The sequence below is a fragment of the Streptomyces sp. NPDC017890 genome (assembly GCF_044328675.1).
GTDB lineage: Bacteria > Actinomycetota > Actinomycetes > Streptomycetales > Streptomycetaceae > Streptomyces.
Genome location: NZ_JBIRHU010000031.1, coordinates 1 through 16,645, shown reverse-complemented (window position 1 = coordinate 16,645; position 16,645 = coordinate 1). Strand labels below are relative to the sequence as shown.

General features: G+C 69.6%; 14 protein-coding genes and 1 riboswitch. Of the genes, 8 read left to right on the top strand and 6 right to left on the bottom strand.

What is annotated here, in order from left to right:
• Positions 1–32: 32 nt before the first annotated feature.
• The 3 genes from def to ACH4F2_RS31430 all read left to right on the top strand — a co-directional run bounded on the left by def (position 33) and on the right by ACH4F2_RS31430 (position 3,436).
• Entirely contained in the window at positions 33–683 is a 651-nt protein-coding gene (gene def, locus ACH4F2_RS31440) for a peptide deformylase (protein WP_398136150.1), read from the top strand.
• A gap of 249 nt (positions 684–932) precedes the next feature.
• The gene (cyc1, locus tag ACH4F2_RS31435) at positions 933–2,024 is read left to right on the top strand and encodes an epi-isozizaene synthase (protein WP_398136149.1); all 1,092 of its coding nucleotides are present in this window, start codon (positions 933–935) and stop codon (positions 2,022–2,024) included.
• Entirely contained in the window at positions 2,021–3,436 is a 1,416-nt protein-coding gene (locus ACH4F2_RS31430; protein ID WP_398136148.1) for a cytochrome P450, read from the top strand. The genes cyc1 and ACH4F2_RS31430 overlap by 4 nt, the downstream gene beginning before the upstream one ends.
• On the opposite strand, the gene ACH4F2_RS31425 is transcribed toward ACH4F2_RS31430, so the two are convergent.
• Positions 3,417–4,424, bottom strand: a complete 1,008-nt coding sequence (locus ACH4F2_RS31425) for a GlxA family transcriptional regulator (protein WP_398136147.1) — start codon at positions 4,422–4,424, stop codon at positions 3,417–3,419. The two genes, ACH4F2_RS31430 and ACH4F2_RS31425, sit on opposite strands and share 20 nt — an antisense overlap.
• Before the next feature lie 92 nt (positions 4,425–4,516).
• On the opposite strand from ACH4F2_RS31425, the gene ACH4F2_RS31420 reads away from it, so the two are divergent.
• Positions 4,517–4,762, top strand: coding sequence for a hypothetical protein (locus ACH4F2_RS31420; protein ID WP_398136146.1), 246 nt, complete (start codon positions 4,517–4,519; stop codon positions 4,760–4,762).
• Here the strand turns inward: ACH4F2_RS31420 and ACH4F2_RS31415 are convergent.
• The 5 genes from ACH4F2_RS31415 to ACH4F2_RS31395 form a co-directional block, all read right to left on the bottom strand.
• Positions 4,675–5,706, bottom strand: coding sequence for a ribonucleotide-diphosphate reductase subunit beta (locus ACH4F2_RS31415; protein ID WP_398136145.1), 1,032 nt, complete (start codon positions 5,704–5,706; stop codon positions 4,675–4,677). The two genes, ACH4F2_RS31420 and ACH4F2_RS31415, sit on opposite strands and share 88 nt — an antisense overlap.
• Positions 5,706–8,093, bottom strand: a complete 2,388-nt coding sequence (locus ACH4F2_RS31410; RefSeq protein WP_398136144.1) for a ribonucleoside-diphosphate reductase subunit alpha — start codon at positions 8,091–8,093, stop codon at positions 5,706–5,708. The genes ACH4F2_RS31415 and ACH4F2_RS31410 overlap by 1 nt, the downstream gene beginning before the upstream one ends.
• A 145-nt stretch (positions 8,094–8,238) precedes the next feature.
• Positions 8,239–8,316: riboswitch (cobalamin riboswitch) on the bottom strand.
• A gap of 185 nt (positions 8,317–8,501) precedes the next feature.
• Positions 8,502–10,112, bottom strand: coding sequence for a monocarboxylate uptake permease MctP (mctP, locus tag ACH4F2_RS31405; RefSeq protein WP_398136143.1), 1,611 nt, complete (start codon positions 10,110–10,112; stop codon positions 8,502–8,504).
• Positions 10,109–10,366: a DUF3311 domain-containing protein gene (locus ACH4F2_RS31400; protein ID WP_398136142.1), complete on the bottom strand. Its 258-nt coding sequence runs from the start codon at positions 10,364–10,366 to the stop codon at positions 10,109–10,111. The genes mctP and ACH4F2_RS31400 overlap by 4 nt, the downstream gene beginning before the upstream one ends.
• A gap of 182 nt (positions 10,367–10,548) precedes the next feature.
• Positions 10,549–11,313, bottom strand: a complete 765-nt coding sequence (locus tag ACH4F2_RS31395; protein ID WP_398136141.1) for a GntR family transcriptional regulator — start codon at positions 11,311–11,313, stop codon at positions 10,549–10,551.
• Between the two features lie 454 nt (positions 11,314–11,767).
• Between ACH4F2_RS31395 and ACH4F2_RS31390 the strand changes: the two genes are divergently transcribed.
• The 4 genes from ACH4F2_RS31390 to ACH4F2_RS31375 all read left to right on the top strand — a co-directional run bounded on the left by ACH4F2_RS31390 (position 11,768) and on the right by ACH4F2_RS31375 (position 16,434).
• Positions 11,768–13,027, top strand: a complete 1,260-nt coding sequence (locus ACH4F2_RS31390; protein WP_398136140.1) for an extracellular solute-binding protein — start codon at positions 11,768–11,770, stop codon at positions 13,025–13,027.
• 88 nt (positions 13,028–13,115) lie between these two features.
• Positions 13,116–14,102 (top strand): carbohydrate ABC transporter permease, encoded by a 987-nt coding sequence (locus ACH4F2_RS31385; protein WP_398136139.1) that lies wholly within the window; start codon positions 13,116–13,118, stop codon positions 14,100–14,102.
• A complete protein-coding gene (locus ACH4F2_RS31380) occupies positions 14,099–14,929 on the top strand; it encodes a carbohydrate ABC transporter permease (protein WP_398136138.1) in 831 nt (276 codons plus the stop codon). Before ACH4F2_RS31385 ends, ACH4F2_RS31380 begins: the two co-directional genes overlap by 4 nt.
• 8 nt (positions 14,930–14,937) lie before the next feature.
• The gene (locus ACH4F2_RS31375; protein ID WP_398136137.1) at positions 14,938–16,434 is read left to right on the top strand and encodes a glycoside hydrolase family 3 protein; all 1,497 of its coding nucleotides are present in this window, start codon (positions 14,938–14,940) and stop codon (positions 16,432–16,434) included.
• Positions 16,435–16,645 lie beyond the last annotated feature (211 nt).

Sequence of the window (16,645 nt, the reverse complement as noted above, 5' to 3'; positions counted from 1 at the left end):
CCTTGGTTGTACGAGGAAGGCATACGTCGGTCATGGCCCAGCAGGACACCGATCAGCAGCACGCGGGCGTGCTCCCCGTGGACGACGAGGGGTTCGTCGTCGACACCGAGGACTGCGAGGAGCGCGAGGCGGCCTGGCGTGAGCGCGGCACCTCGCGTCCGATCACGGTGGTCGGCAACCCGGTGCTGCACAAGGAGTGCGAGGACGTCACCGACTTCGGCGACGAGTTCCAGCAGCTGGTCGCGGACATGTTCGCCAGCCAGCGCACCGCCGAGGGCGTGGGCCTGGCCGCCAACCAGATCGGCGTCGGCAAGAAGGTCTTCGTCTACGACTGCCCCGACGACGAGGGCGTCCGCCACGTCGGCGTGGTCTGCAACCCCGTCCTCGTCGAACTGCCCGCCGACCGCCGCAGCCTGGACGACAGCAACGAGGGCTGCCTGTCCGTGCCGACCGCCTACGCGCCGCTCGCCCGCCCCGACTACGCCGAGGTGACCGGGCAGGACGAGAAGGGCAACCCGGTCAAGGTACGCGGCACCGGCTACTTCGCACGGTGTTTGCAGCACGAGACGGACCACCTGTACGGGTACCTCTACATCGACCGGCTCTCCAAGCGTGAACGCAAGGAAGCGCTGCGGCAGATGGCCGAGAACGAGCCGCGTTACCCCGTGGTCGCGAACGACTGACACCGCACCACCGGTCACACAACCACCGCGCGCACGGCGCCCGTTCGGGACTCACCCGAGCGGGCGCCGTTCGTCTGCCGGAACCTGCCACACACCAGGAGAATTCCGGCACCGAGGGGTGGCGAATGAAGCAAATCCGTTCCCAGAACGGTCAGTTGTGGTGCTGAATGGGAAGTGCGGGGATACGCAACGGCGCACGTCCCGATCAGTGTGAGGGGTGCGCCACCGGCGGCTGAGAGGGGTTTGTTCGTGCATGCTTTCTCACACGGCACCACAGCGACACCGACAGCGATCGCAGTACCGCCATCGCTGCGCCTTCCGGTGATCGAGGCGGCATTTCCCCGGCAACTGCACCCGTATTGGCCGAAGCTCCAGGAGACGACCCGTACCTGGATGCTCGAAAAACGGCTCATGCCGGCGGGCAAGGTCGAGGAATATGCCGATGGCCTGTGCTACACGGACCTCATGGCGGGGTACTACCTGGGCGCCCCCGACGAGGTCATGCAGGCGATAGCGGACTACAGCGCGTGGTTCTTCGTCTGGGACGACCGGCACGACCGGGACATCGTCCATGGCCGTCCGGTCGCCTGGCGGCGACTGCGGGACCGGCTGCACGCGGCGCTCGACTCACCGGAGGACCACCTGTACCACGAGGACGCGCTGGTCGCGGGGTTCGCGGACAGTGTGCGGCGGCTGTACGCCTTCCTGCCGCCGCCGGCGACGTGGAACGCCCGGTTCGCCCGGCACTTCCACGCGGTGATCGAGGCGTACGACCGCGAATTCCACAACCGCACCCGCGGGATCGTGCCCGGCGTCGAGGAGTACCTCGAACTGCGCCGGCTCACCTTCGCCCACTGGATCTGGACCGACCTGCTCGAGCCGAGCGCGGGCTGCGAGCTGCCGGACGCCGTCCGGAAACACCCGGCATATCGCCGGTCGGCGCTGCTGAGCCAGGATTTCGCCGCCTGGTACAACGACCTGTGCTCACTCCCGAAAGAAATAGCGGGCGACGAGGTCCATAATCTCGGGATCAGTCTCATAACCCATCACGGACTGACCCTGGAAGAAGCAGTGGAAGAAGTCCGGCGACGCGTCGAGGAATGTGTGACCGAGTTCCTCGCCGTGGAACAGGACGCGTTACGGCTCGCCGACGAACTCGATGACGGAACCGTACACGGAAAGGAAATGAGCTGCGCCGTACGGGCCAACGTCGGCAATATGCGGAACTGGTTCAGTTCCGTCTACTGGTTCCACCACGAGTCCGGCCGGTACATGGTCGACAGCTGGGACGACCGGTCCACGCCCCCGTACGTCAACAACGAACCGGCAGGTGAGAAATGACCGTCGATTCCTCCCCCAAGTCCTCGGCCGCGCTCGGACAGGGGGTGTCCCCATCCCCCGAAACCCGTGCCGATGGGGCACCGGAGCTGCGCGTGCCGCCCGTGGCGGGCGGCGGCGTTCCGCTCCTCGGCCACGGCTGGAAGCTGGCCCGCGACCCGCTGGCCTACATGTCCCAGCTGCGCGACCACGGCGACATCGTGCGCATCAAGCTCGGCCCGAAGACCGTCTACGCGGTCACCACCCCGGAGCTCACCGGCGCCCTGGCCCTGAGCCCCGACTACCACATAGCCGGCCCGCTGTGGGAGTCGCTGGAGGGCCTGCTCGGCAAGGAGGGCGTGGCGACCGCCAACGGCCCGCTCCACCGCCGCCAGCGGCGCACCATCCAGCCGGCGTTCAAGCTCGACGCGATCCCCGCCTACGGACCGATCATGGAGGAGGAGGCGCACGCGCTCACCGAGCGCTGGCAGCCGGGGCGGACCGTCGACGCCACCTCCGAGTCCTTCCGGGTCGCCGTGCGCGTCGCGGCCCGGTGTCTGCTGCGCGGCCAGTACATGGACGAGCGGGCCGAGCGGCTGTGCGTCGCGCTCGCCACCGTCTTCCGGGGCATGTACCGGCGGATGGTGGTCCCGCTGGGCCCGCTCTACCGGCTGCCGCTGCCGGCCAATCGCGAATTCAACAACGCGCTGGCCGATTTGCATCTCCTGGTCGACGAGATCATCACCGAGCGCCGCGCATCCGGTCAAAAGCCGGACGATTTGCTGACGGCATTGCTGGAGGCGAAGGACGACAACGGGGAGCCGATCGGGGAACAGGAGATCCACGACCAGGTGGTCGCGATACTCACCCCCGGCAGTGAAACCATCGCCTCCACGATCATGTGGTTGCTGCAGGCACTTGCCGACCATCCGGTACATGCCGACCGCATACGCGACGAAGTCGAAGCGGTCACCGGCGGACGCCCCGTGGCATTCGAAGACGTCCGCAAGCTCACGCACACCGGCAATGTCATCGTGGAGGCCATGCGTTTGCGTCCCGCCGTATGGGTATTGACGCGGCGCGCGGTGGTCGAGACCGAACTCGGTGGCTACCGCATTCCGGCCGGGTCGGACATCATCTACAGTCCGTACGCAATCCAGCGCGATCCGAAGTCGTACGACGGCCACCTGGAGTTCGACCCGGACCGCTGGCTGCCGGAACGCGCGGCGGATGTGCCGAAATACGCCATGAAGCCGTTCAGTGTGGGCAATCGCAAGTGCCCCAGCGACCACTTCTCCATGGCGCAGCTGACGCTGATCACGGCCGCGCTCGCCACGAAGTACCGCTTCGAGCAGGTGGCGGGCTCGAACGACGCGGTCCGCGTGGGCATCACGCTCCGTCCGCACGACCTGCTGGTCAGGCCCGTGGCACGGTGAGCGGTGCGGTGCCGCGGCCGGGGGCGACGGAGTCCGGGCCCCGGAAGGCGCGCCGGTAGGCGTGCGGAGTGGTGCCCAGGGACCTGACGAACTGGTGCCGCAGGGCCGCCGCCGTACCGAAGCCGGTGCGCCACGCGATCGCGTCCATCGTCTCGTCCGTCGCCTCCAGCAGCCGCTGGGCCAGCAGCACGCGCTGGCGCAGGATCCAGCGGTAGGGAGTGGTGCCCGTCTCCTGCTGGAAGCGGCGGGCGAAGGTGCGCGGGGACATGTGCGCCCGGGCCGCCAGCTGCTCGACGGTGACCTCCTCGTCGAGGTGCTGTTCCATCCAGGCCAGCACCTCGCCGACGGTGTCGCAGGAGGAGCGCGGCAGCGGCCGTTCGATGTACTGTGCCTGACCGCCGTCCCGGTGCGGCGGCACGACCATGCGCCGGGCGATCCTGTTGGCGACCTCCGGCCCCTGTTCCTTGCGGACGATGTGCAGACAGGCGTCGATGCCGGCGGCGGTGCCGGCGCTGGTGATCACCGGGTCCTCGTCCACGTAGAGCACGTCGGGCGAGACGGCCACCCGCGGGTACTGCCGGGCCAGCTCGGCCGCGTGGTGCCAGTGCACGGCGCACCGCCGTCCGTCCAGCAGTCCGGCGGCGCCCAGCACGAACACCCCGGAGCACACGCTCAGCACCCGCGCGCCCCGGTCCACCGCCCGCCGCAGGGCGTCCAGCAGCTCGGGCGGATACTCCCGGCGGGCGTAGTCGTTCCCCGCCGGCACGGCGATCAGGTCGGCCTCCTCCAGCCGGTCCAGCCCGTACGGCGTGGAGACGGAGAGCCCGCCGACATGGGTGCTCAGCTCCGGGCCCTCCGCGGAGACCACGGCGAAGTCGTACCCCGGCAGGCCCTCGTCGCTCCGGTCGATGCCGAAGACCTCGCAGACCACACCGAGTTCGAAGGGATGCGCGCCGTCCATCAGGACGGCGGCCACGTTCTGCAGCATGCCGCCAGTGTGCCTCGGAAGTGGCAGGAAATCGAGGTCCTACGGCAGTCCTGCCACTCCCGGTAAGGAGTATCCGGCGCGACAGTGGTGTCATGACCGGAAACCAGACAGAAGCCCTGATCGGAATGCTCGTGGCCTTCGGACTCCTCGTCCTCGTGGTCCTCCCCTCGGTGATCGGCATCGTGCGCGACAGGCGCATCGACCGTCAGCTCAGGGAGGCCCAGGAGGACCACGGGATGGAGAAGGAGGCTCAGAAGTCCTCGTCGAGGTCGACGGTGCCCTCCACCGCCACCTGGTACGCCGAGGGACGCCGCTCGAAGAAGTTGGTCAGCTCCTGAACACCCTGCAGCTCCATGAAGGAGAAGGGGTTCTCGGAGCCGTACACCGGGGCGAAGCCGAGGCGCGTCAGGCGCTGATCGGCCACGCACTCCAGGTACTGCCGCATCGAATCGGTGTTCATGCCCGGGAGGCCGTCGCCGCACAGGTCGCGCGCGAACTGCAGCTCGGCCTCGACGGCCTCCCTCAGCATGTCGGTCACCTGCTGCTCGAGCGCGTCGTCGAAGAGCTCCGGTTCCTCCTTGCGCACGGTGTCGACGACGTCGAACGCGAAGGACATGTGCATGGTCTCGTCGCGGAACACCCAGTTGGTGCCGGTGGCCAGGCCGTGCAGCAGGCCCCGGCTGCGGAACCAGTAGACGTAGGCGAAGGCACCGTAGAAGAACAGGCCCTCGATGCACGCGGCGAAGCAGATGAGGTTGAGCAGGAAGCGGCGCCGGTCGGCCTTGGTCTCCAGGCGGTCGAGCGACTCGACCGAGTCCATCCACTTGAAGCAGAACCCGGCCTTCTCGCGGATCGAGGGGATGCTCTCGACCGCGGCGAAGGCCGCGTTGCGGTCCTCCGGGTCGGGCAGGTAGGTGTCCAGCAGCGTCAGGTAGAACTGGACGTGGACGGCCTCCTCGAAGAGCTGGCGGCTCAGGTACAGCCGTGCCTCGGGGGAGTTGATGTGCTTGTAGAGGGTGAGCACCAGGTTGTTCGCGACGATCGAGTCACCGGTGGCGAAGAAGGCCACCAGCCGGCCGATCAGGTGCTGTTCCTCGGGGCTGAGCTTTCCCAGGTCGGCGACGTCCGAGTGGAGGTCGACCTCCTCGACGTGCCAGGTGTTCTTGATCGCGTCCCGGTAGCGCTCGTAGAAGTCCGGGTAGCGCATGGGGCGCAGGGTCAGCTCGAAGCCGGGGTCGAGCAGGTTCTTCGTGGCGGGGGTCGCGGGGGTCTCGGTGGTCATCACTGGCAGGCCTCGCAGGACTCGGGGTTTTCCAGGGAGCAGGCGACCGCTTCGGGGTCCGGGCCGGCCTGCACGGGGACGGTGGCTCGGGCGGCCGCGCGGGCGATGCGGGTCGCCGGGCGGGAGCGCAGGTAGTACGTGGTCTTCAGGCCGCGCTTCCAGGCGTACGCGTACATCGAGGAGAGCTTTCCGATGGTCGGCGTCTCCAGGAACAGGTTCAGGGACTGCGCCTGGTCGAGGTACGGGGTGCGGGCGGCGGCCATGTCGATCAGCCCGCGCTGCGGGATCTCCCAGGCGGTGCGGTACAGGGCGCGGACGTCGTCGGGGATCCACGTGAAGTCCTGCACCGAGCCGCCCGCCTCGCGCAGTGCCTCGCGGGTGCGGGCGTCCCACACGCCGAGCCGCTTCAGGTCGTTCACCAGGTACGAGTTGACCTGGAGGAACTCGCCGGACAACGTCTCGCGCTTGAACAGGTTGGACACCTGCGGCTCGATGCACTCGTAGGCGCCCGCGATGGAGGCGATGGTGGCCGTCGGGGCGATCGCGAGAAGCAGGGAGTTGCGCAGGCCGGTCGCGGCGATGCGCTCGCGCAGGGCCGCCCAGCGCTCCGGCCAGGCCTGTTGGACGCCGTAGTGGTCGGGGTGCAGCACACCCCGGGCCGTCCGGGTCTTCTCCCAGGCCGGCAGCGGGCCGTTCCGCTCGGCGAGGCCGGCGGAGGTCTCGTACGCGGCGAGCATGATCCGCTCGGCGACGCGGGTGGAGAGCGCCTTGGCCTCGGGTGAGTCGAAGGGCAGGCGGAGCTGGAAGAAGACGTCCTGGAGGCCCATCGCGCCGAGGCCCACCGGGCGCCAGCGGGCGTTGGAGCGGCCCGCCTGCTCGGTCGGGTAGAAGTTGATGTCGACGACCCGGTCCAGGAAGGTGACGGCGGTGCGGACGGTGGCGTCCAGCCGCTCCCAGTCCATGTCGCCGGCCGCGTGGTCCACGAACGCGCCGAGGTTGACCGAGCCCAGGTTGCAGACCGCCGTCTCGCCGTCGTCCGTGACCTCCAGGATCTCCGTGCAGAGGTTGGAGGAGTGGATGACGTGGCCCGGCTCGGCGGTCTGGTTGGCGGTGCGGTTGGCGGTGTCCTTGAAGGTCATCCAGCCGTTGCCGGTCTGCGCGAGGGTGCGCATCATGCGGCCGTACAGCTCGCGGGCGGGGAGGGTCCTGCGGGCGAGCCCCGCGGCTTCCGCCCTCCGGTACGCGGTGTCGAACTCCTCGCCCCACAGGTCGGTCAGCCCGGGCACGTCGGCGGGGGAGAACAGCGACCACTGCCCGTCGGTGTCCACCCGGCGCATGAACTCGTCGGGGATCCAGTGTGCCAGGTTCAGGTTGTGCGTGCGGCGGGCGTCCTCACCGGTGTTGTCCCGCAGTTCCAGGAACTCCTCGATGTCCGCGTGCCAGGTCTCCAGGTAGACGGCCGCCGCGCCCTTGCGCCGGCCGCCCTGGTTCACGGCGGCGACCGAGGCGTCAAGCGTCTTCAGGAACGGGACGATGCCGTTGGAGTGCCCGTTGGTGCCGCGGATCAGCGAACCCCGGGCGCGGACGCGGGAGTAGGCGATGCCGATGCCGCCGGCGTGCTTGGAGAGGCGGGCGACCTGGTGGAGGCGGTCGTAGAGGGAGTCCAGCTCGTCCTTGGGGGAGTCGAGGAGGTAGCAGGACGACATCTGGGCGTGCCGGGTGCCGGAGTTGAAGAGCGTGGGGGAGGAGGGCAGGTAGTCGAGGCGGCTCATCAGTCCGTAGAGGGCGGCCACTTCGTCGAAGGACCGCACGGTGTCGTCCTCGGCGAGCCCGGCGGCGACGCGCAGCAGGAAGTGCTGGGGCGTCTCGACGGCCTTGCGGGTGATCGGATGCCGGAGCAGGTAGCGGCTGTACAGGGTGCGCAGCCCGAAGTAGCCGAAACGGTCGTCGGCGGCCGGGTCGATCAGCGCGTCCAGGCGGTCCGCGTGCAGCCGTACGAACGCGGCGGTGCGGTCGGCGATCAGACCCTCGCGATGGCCGGCGGCGACCGAGCCGGTGAAGGAGGTGACGCCCTGGGAGGCGGCCTCGGCGCGGATGCCGAGGGTCAGCAGCCGGGCGGCCAGCCGGGAGTAGGCCGGGTCCTCCGAGATGAGCCCGGCCGCCGCCTCGGTGGCGAGCTCGCGCAGCTCGGACTCGTCCGCGCGGGCGGACCGGCCGCGCAGTGCGGCGGCGGCGACCCGGCCGGGGTCGGCGTCGGGGAGGTCGGCGGTCAGCTCGGTCAGGGTCCGCAGCAGGGCGGCACCGGGGCCGTCGGGTTCCTCGGTCACCGGGGTCGCTGAGGTCGTCACCGGGGTCGCTGAGGCCGGGTCGGCTGGCGCGATGGTCACGTGGGGGCACTCCCTCGCTCGGCACGGGGCCTGGCGGAGGGCAGGGGCAGCTCACGAGCGCACACGGCGTCGCGTCCACCGGCCCATTCCACGAGGCCCGGACGTCATGGCACCCGGACCGGGACGGCCGGGCGCACTGTCGGCAGGTCCTCGGACTGGACTCACGTACAGAAGCACGCAAGTACACCGTTGCGGGACAGTTCCGGATTCGCACCGGATTCCCCTGCGGCGACAGCGAGCATGAGCATACATCTTGTGCCGTGCTCCGCGAGCACCCCCAGATGTAGTGCCGTACCTCCGTGCCGGTGCGTCAGTTCACGGGCCGTGTTCCGCGGCCGTACGCGGCCGCGGACGACGTCGGGCCGCCGGATTCCTCCGGCGGCCCGACGGCCCGACGCGTGCGGGAGGTCAGTGCGAGGTGCCGGCCGTGGCCGGCGGCAGCTCCGTCTCGACGCCCGGGTCGCCGGCGTCCGCCGTGTAGTCGCCGGGCTTGGTCTCGTCGACGCCGTCGGGCGCCTTGAGGGCCCTCATGACGAAGGTCAGGACCACGGTGACCAGGACGTTCAGCACGAAGGCGGTGAGGCCGATGTAGCCGATCTCACCGATGCCGGGGATCTCCTTCGAGGAGCCGCCGAAGTGCTTCTGCGTCGGCGAGGCGACACCGTAGGCGGCGACCGTGCCGTAGACCATGCCGACCGCCCAGCCGCCGAGCAGCGCCCAGCGGTGGAACCAGCGGGTGAACAGGCCGCCGACCAGCGCCGGGAAGGTCTGCAGGATCCAGATGCCGCCGAGCAGCTGGAAGTTGATCGCGACCGTCTTGTCCATGCCCAGGACGAAGACCAGCGCGCCCACCTTCACCAGCAGGGACACCAGCTTGGAGACCTTCGTCTCCTGGGCCGGGGTGGCGTCCGGCTTGATGAAGTCCTTGTAGATGTTGCGGGTGAAGAGGTTCGCGGCGGCGATCGACATGATCGCCGCCGGGACCAGGGCGCCGATGCCGATCGCCGCGAAGGCCACGCCGGCGAACCAGTCCGGGAACATGTTCTCGAACAGCTGCGGGATGGCCAGCTGCCCGTTCTCCACCTTCACCCCCGCCGCGATCGCCATGAAGCCGAGCAGCGCGAGCAGGCCGAGCATCAGCGAGTACAGCGGCAGGATGGTGGTGTTGCGCCGGATCACCTCACGGCTGCGCGAGGACAGCGTCGCGGTGATCGAGTGCGGGTACATGAAGAGGGCGAGCGCCGAGCCGAGCGCCAGGGTGGCGTACGTCCACTGGCCGCCGTGGTCCGGCACCAGTCCGCCGTTGCCCGACTCGGTGAACTTGTCGTTCGCCGCGGCGAAGATGTCGTCGAAGCCGCCGAGCTTGATCGGGATGTAGATGATGGCCACCGCGATCACGATGTAGATCAGCGTGTCCTTGACGAACGCGATGAGCGCGGGCGCGCGCAGCCCCGACGAGTAGGTGTACGCCGCCAGCACGCCGAAGGCGATCAGCAGGGGCAGGTCCTTGACGAACCAGTTGGTGTCCTCGCCGCCGCCGACGCCCATCACGTCCAGCACGGCCTGGATGCCGACCAGTTGGAGCGCGATGTACGGCATCGTGGCGAGGATGCCGGTCACGGCGACCGCCAGCGACAGCCCCTTCGAGCCGAACCGGCCGCGCACGAAGTCCGAGGTCGTCACGTACCCGTGCTTGTGGGAGACCGACCAAAGCCGCGGCAGGAAGGTGAAGATCAGCGGGTAGATCAGGATCGTGTACGGCACTGCGAAGAAACCGGCCGCGCCCGCCGCGTAGATCGCCGCCGGCACGGCCACGAAGGTGTACGCGGTGTACAGGTCGCCGCCCAGCAGGAACCAGGTCACCCAGGTGCCGAACGAGCGGCCGCCCAGGCCCCACTCGTCGAGGCTCTGGTCGTTCGCGGCCCGGCGCCAGCGGGCGGCCAGGAAGCCCATGGCGGTGACGAGGACGAAGAAGAAGATGAAGACGGCGAGTGCGACGCCGTTCACGCCGTCGTTCACTTGGCCCCGCCTTCCCGGCGGGCGCGCTGGTCACGCTGCCACAGCTTGTAGGCGATCACCGTGAGCACGGTGGAGACGATCACCCATGCCATCTGGTACCAGTAGAAGAAGGGGATGCCGATGAGGGTCGGGTCCGTCTTCGCGTACGAACCCACCCACAGCATGGCTACGAACGGTGCGGCGAGGCAGAGGCCGATGACGACGCGCACCGGCGTCACCGTCGGCCCTCTGCTCACTTCCGGGGCTTGTGACATGCGGTGGCTCCGTCCCCTCGCTGATCACCTCGTGCAGTGCGCACGAAATGTAGGGGACGGTGTCGAGACAGCGGAAGACCTCGTCCGTATATCGGTCCTCAACTGCAACTTCGCGGCCGCGCGTGCGGGGATTTGCCGGGTACGCACCAGCCGTCGGAGCCGGTCCCGGAGCCGGCCCGGGACTAGTCCTGGGGCCGCTTCAGCCGGGCCACGAACTTGTAGCGGTCGCCCCGGTACACCGAGCGCACCCACTCCACCGGCTGGCCCGTCCGGTCCTGCGAGTGCCGGGAGAGCATCAGCATGGGCAGGCCCACGTCGGTGCCGAGCAGGCCGGCCTCGCGCGGGGTGGCCAGGGAGGTCTCGATGGTCTCCTCGGCCTCGGCGAGATGGACGTCGTACACCTCGGCGAGTGCCGTGTACAGGGACGTGTACTTCACCAGGGAGCGGCGCAGCGCCGGGAACCGCTTGGCGCTGAGGTGGGTGGTCTCGATGGCCATGGGCTCGCCGTTGGCCATGCGCAGCCGCTCGATGCGCAGCACCCGTCCGCCGACCGTGATGTCCAGCAGTCCGGCGAGCCGGTCGTCGGCGGTGACGTAGCCGATGTCCAGCAACTGCGAGGTGGGTTCGAGGCCCTGTGCCCGCATGTCCTCGGTGTACGAGGTGAGCTGCAGGGCCTGCGACACCTTGGGCTTGGCGACGAAGGTGCCCTTGCCCTGGATGCGCTCCAGCCGGCCTTCGACCACCAGTTCCTGCAGGGCCTGGCGCACGGTGGTGCGCGAGGTGTCGAACTCCGCGGCCAGCGTGCGCTCGGGCGGGACCGGGGTGCCCGGGGTCTGTGTCCGGGTCATGTCGAGCAGATGCTTCTTCAGTCGGTAGTACTTGGGCACGCGCGCGGTACGGACGGTCGCCCCACCCTCGTTCTCCGCACTGCTGACGTCGGTGCTCATGCTCTGCCTTCCCGGCTCCGGGTGCCGAAGCGACCGATACCCCTGGCGGCCACGGCTCACATCGTGGCACGGCTCCGTGCCGGTATGGTCCCGCACGCTCCGTGATCCCTTCTGTATACCTCCGGGACCCACGCTGGTCTAGTCCACAGCGCCGCCCAGAGGCGCTGGTACGCGCGTTCGGAACCGTATCGGCACGTCATTCGGTAGGAGGTGGTACACCCGGTGCAGGTCTGCCCGATCTGTCGCTTGCGCAATGAAAGGTCCCTGCATATCTCGGTCGCATCACGGACGTGTCGAGCGCGGTTGAACACCCTTGACAGCCCTATTGGTCTGGGCCAAGCTCCCCGTACTGGTCTACACCATTGGTCCAGGTCCCGGCCCCATGGGCGGTCCGCGTCGACGAGCAACCGCGGGGAGGCAGGGGGGTTGTGTGGCATCCCTGAGGAGGGTTGGCGTGAAGCGCAAGCTGATAGCCGCGATCGGTATCGCGGGCATGATGGTCTCGGTCGCGGCGTGCGGGGGCGACGACGGCGAGGAGTCCGGGGCCGCCGGCGAGACGCTCAAGGTGTGGGTGATGGACGGTTCCTCGCCCGACGGCTGGCAGGCGGACCTCGCCAAGGAGTTCGAGGCGAAGACCAACGCCAAGGTCGAGTTCGAGATCCAGAAGTGGAACGGTATCCAGCAGAAGCTGACCACCGCCCTCTCCGAGGAGAACCCGCCCGACGTCTTCGAGATCGGCAACACCCAGACCCCCGCCTACGCCAAGACCGGCGGCCTGGCCGACCTGAGCGACCTCAAGAGCGAGATCGGCACCGACTGGTCCGAGTCCCTCAACAAGTCCGCCGTCTACGACGGCAAGCAGTACGCGGCCCCGTGGTTCGTGGTCAACCGCGTGGTCGTCTACAACAAGAAGATCTGGGCTGACGCGGGCATCAAGGGCACGCCCAAGACCCGCGACGAGTTCTACAACGCCCTCAAGACGATCGGCGAGAAGACCGACGCCGAGCCGATCTACCTGCCCGGCCAGAACTGGTACCACTTCGTGGGCCTGGTCATCGGTGAGGGCGCCGAGCTGGTCAAGAAGGACGGCGACAAGTACGTCTCCAACCTCGCCGACCCGAAGGTCGCAGCCGCCACCGAGACCTACAAGAAGTTCCAGGCCCTCTCCAAGGCGCCCAAGGACAAGGACGAGGCCACCCCGCAGCAGGGTGAGATCTTCGCCAAGGGCAAGACCGGCGCCATCATCGGCATGGGCTGGGAGGGCGCCACCGCGATCACCACCAACCCGGCGATCGAGAAGGACCTCGGCTACTTCACCATCCCCGGCGCCACGGCGGACAAGCCCGAGGGCGTCTTCCTCGGCGGCTCCAACCTGGCCGTCGCCGCGGGCAGCAAGAAGCAGGAGCTGGCCAAGGAGTTCCTGAAGATCGCGCTGTCCGACAAGTACGAGGGCGCGCTGGCCAAGGCCAACGGCGTCATCCCGAACAAGGAGGCGCTGCAGAGCAACCTGCAGGGCAACGCCGCCGCCGAGGCGGCCGCGCCCGCCGCCGAGTTCGGTGACACCACGCCGCTGATCGCGGAGTGGGCCGCGGTCGAGAACGACCCCAACCCGATCAAGACCTATCTGACGGCCGTGCTGAAGGGCAAGACCCCGGCCGAGGCCGCCAAGCAGGTCGAGGGCGAGTTCAACAAGCGCCTGGCGCAGCAGCAGTAGCACCGGGTGAGCCGGGGCGGGGGCCGGCACAGGACGGCCCCCGCCCCGGCGTCGAGGTGAACAGGTCGAGAAGAGAGAGACCGCGAGCATGACCGTGCAGACCGAACGGCCGCCCTCAGGCCCGGCGGACGTCCGCAAGACGGACGGCGGGGAGGCCGGCGGGCCGAAACAGAGAGCCGCGTCGCGCACCGGCGCGCTCCTCCCGTACCTGTTGCTGCTGCCCGCCTGCGCGGCCACCGTGCTGCTGCTCGGCTGGCCGCTGCTGAAGGACGCCCTGCTGTCCTTCCAGAACCTCAACATGTCGCAGCTGATCCAGCACGTCACCGAGTGGAACGGCCTCGACAACTACAAGGAGGTCCTCACCGGCGAGGACTTCTGGCGGGTCACCGTCCGCTCGATCATCTTCACCGCGGTCAACGTCGCCCTCACCATGGTGGTGGGCGGCCTGATCGGCCTGCTGCTCGCCCGCCTCGGCAGGGTGATGCGGCTCGTTCTGCTGATCGGCCTGGTGCTGGCGTGGGCCATGCCGGTGGTCGCCGCGACCACCGTCTACCAGTGGCTCTTCGCCCAGCGCTTCGGCGTCGTCAACTGGGTCCTGGACAAGCTCGGCTGGCACTCCATGGCCGACTACAGCTGGACCGGCAGCCAGATGTCGACCTTCTTCGTCGTCACCGTGCTCATCGTCTGGATGTCCGTCCCGTTCGTCGCGATCAACCTGTACGCGGCGACCACCACCATCTCCGCCGAGCTGTACGAGGCCGCCTCCCTCGACGGAGCCGGCGCCTGGCGCAGCTTCACCACGGTCACCCTGCCGGTCCTGCGGCCGTTCCTCTACGCCACGACCTTCCTGGAGATCATCTGGATCTTCAAGGCGTTCGTCCAGGTCTACACGTTCAACGGCGGCGGCCCGGACCGTCTCACCGAGATCCTGCCCGTCTACGCCTATATCGAGGGTGTCGGCAATCAGCACTACGGCATGGGCGCGGCGATCGCCGTCCTGACCATCCTGATCCTGCTCGGCCTGACCGCCTACTACCTCAGGATCGTGCTCAAGCAAGAGGAGGACGAGCTGTGAAGCGCTCGCTCTTCGGCCGCCTGTGGCCCAACGTCACGGCCGTCGTCCTGTTCATCGGCCTCGTCTTCCCCGTCTACTGGATGTTCGCCACGGCCTTCAAGCCGACCGGTGACATCATCTCGGAGGACCCGGTCTGGTTCCCGACCGACGTCACCCTGGAGCACTTCAAGACCGCGGTCAACGCCGACCACTTCTGGACGTACGTCGGCAACTCGTTCATCGTCACCGTCTGCGCGGTCGTCTTCTCGCTGGTCATCGCGCTGGCCGGGGCGTTCGCCCTGGCACGGATGCGGTTCAGGGGACGGCGCGGCTTCATCGTCGGCTTCATGCTCGCCCAGATGGCGCCCTGGGAAGTCATGGTCATCGCGATCTACATGATCGTGCGCGACGCGTCGATGCTGAACAGCCTCGTGCCGCTCACCCTCTTCTACATGATGATGATCCTGCCCTTCACGATCCTGACGCTGCGCGGCTTCGTCGCCGCCGTGCCCAGGGAGCTGGAGGAGTCCGCGCTGGTCGACGGCTGCACCCGCGGCCAGGCGTTCCGCCGGGTCATCCTGCCGCTGCTCGCCCCGGGCCTGATGTCCACCTCGATGTTCGGCTTCATCACCGCCTGGAACGAGCTGCCCCTCATCCTGGTCGTCAACAAGGAGGCCGAGTCCCAGACCCTGCCGCTGTGGCTGACCAGCTTCCAGACCGTCTTCGGCGACAACTGGGGTGCGACCATGGCCGCGTCCTCGCTCTTCGCCATCCCGATCCTGATCCTCTTCGTCTTCCTGCAGCGCAAGGCCGTCAGTGGTCTGACCGCCGGCGCCGTGAAGGGATAACGCCAACGATGACGACCATCGCCAGGGCCACCGACACCCTCACGCGTGACGCGCTCACCGTTCTCCAGCCGGGCTTCACCGGCACCACCGCCCCCGACTGGCTGCTGCGCCGCCTCGGCGAGGGCCTGGCCTCCGTCGGCCTGTTCGGGCGCAACATCGCCTCGGCCGAGCAGGTGGCCGCGCTGACCGCACAGCTGCGCGCCGAGCGCGAGGACGTCCTCGTCGCCATCGACGAGGAGAGCGGCGACGTCACCCGGCTGGAGGTGCGCACCGGTTCCTCCTTCCCCGGCAACCTCGCCCTCGGCGCGGTGGACGACGTCGGGCTCACCCGGGAGGTGGCCGCTGAACTGGGCCGCCGGCTCGCGGCCTGCGGCGTCAACTTCAACTGGGCCCCGTCCGCCGACGTCAACTCCAACCCGGACAACCCGGTCATCGGCGTGCGCTCCTTCGGCGCCGGCGCCGGCCTGGCGGCCCGGCACACCGCCGCCTACGTCACCGGCATGCAGTCGGCGGGCGTGGCGGCCTGCACCAAGCACTTCCCGGGGCACGGGGACACGGGCGTCGACTCCCACCTCGCCATGCCGCGCATCGACGTGGCCGCCGAGGTGCTGGCCGAACGCGACCTGATCCCGTTCCGCGCGGCCATCGCCGCCGGCAGCCGCGCGGTGATGAGCGCCCACATCCTGGTCCCGGCCCTGGACCAGGACCATCCGGCAACGTTGTCCCGCCGCATCCTGACCGACCTGCTCCGCGGCGAGCTGGGCTACGACGGCCTGATCGTCACCGACGGCATGGAGATGCAGGCCATCGCGGGCACGTACGGCATCGAACGCGGCAGCGTCCTGGCCCTCGCGGCCGGCGCCGACGCCATCTGCGTGGGCGGCGGACTGGCCGACGAGGACATCGTGCGGCGGCTGTGCGACACGCTGGTCGGGGCCGTCCGCTCGGGCGAGCTGCCCGAGGAGCGCCTGGCCGACGCGGCGGAACGCGTCCGCGCCCTGGCCCGCTGGGCCACGGCCAACCGGACGGACCTCCGGGGCCCGGAGACCACCGGCGAGGACGGGGACGTGGGCCTGCGCGCCGCCCGCCGCGCCGTGCGGATCACCGGCGCCGAGGGCTTCACCCCCCTCACCGAACCGCCGTACGTCGCCGCCCTCACGCCCGTCGCGAACATCGCGGTCGGTGACGAGACCCCCTGGGGCGTCGCCGCCGAACTCTTCCGCCTGCTCCCCGGCACGGAGACCGGCAGCTTCACCGGAGCGGACGCCGGGAGCGAGGTGCTGGCCGCGGCCGGCCGGCGCCGCGTCGTGGCCGTGGTCCGCGACGAGCACCGCCACCCCTGGATGGCGGCGGCTCTCGACACCCTGCTGGCGGCCCGCCCCGACACGATCGTGGTCGAGATGGGCGTGCCCCGCGCCGAGCCCCGCGGCGCCCTTCACCTGGCCACCCACGGCGCGGCCCGCGTCTGTGGCCGGGCGGCGGCCGAGGCCATCGCGGGGGTGTAGCGGTCAGCCCGTCGGTACGCCGAAGGCGCCGGCCCTCCTTCGAGGGGTCCGGCGCCTTCGGCGTACTGGCGCGCTCGGCGGCGCGGCGCGCGGCACCGGTGGTGGGGGGCGGGCCCCCCCGGGGGGCGGGGGGGCCCCCCCCCCCCCCCCCGCGGGGCGGGGGGGGGCGGGGGGGGGGGCCGGGGGGGGGGGGGGGGGGGGGGGGGCCCCG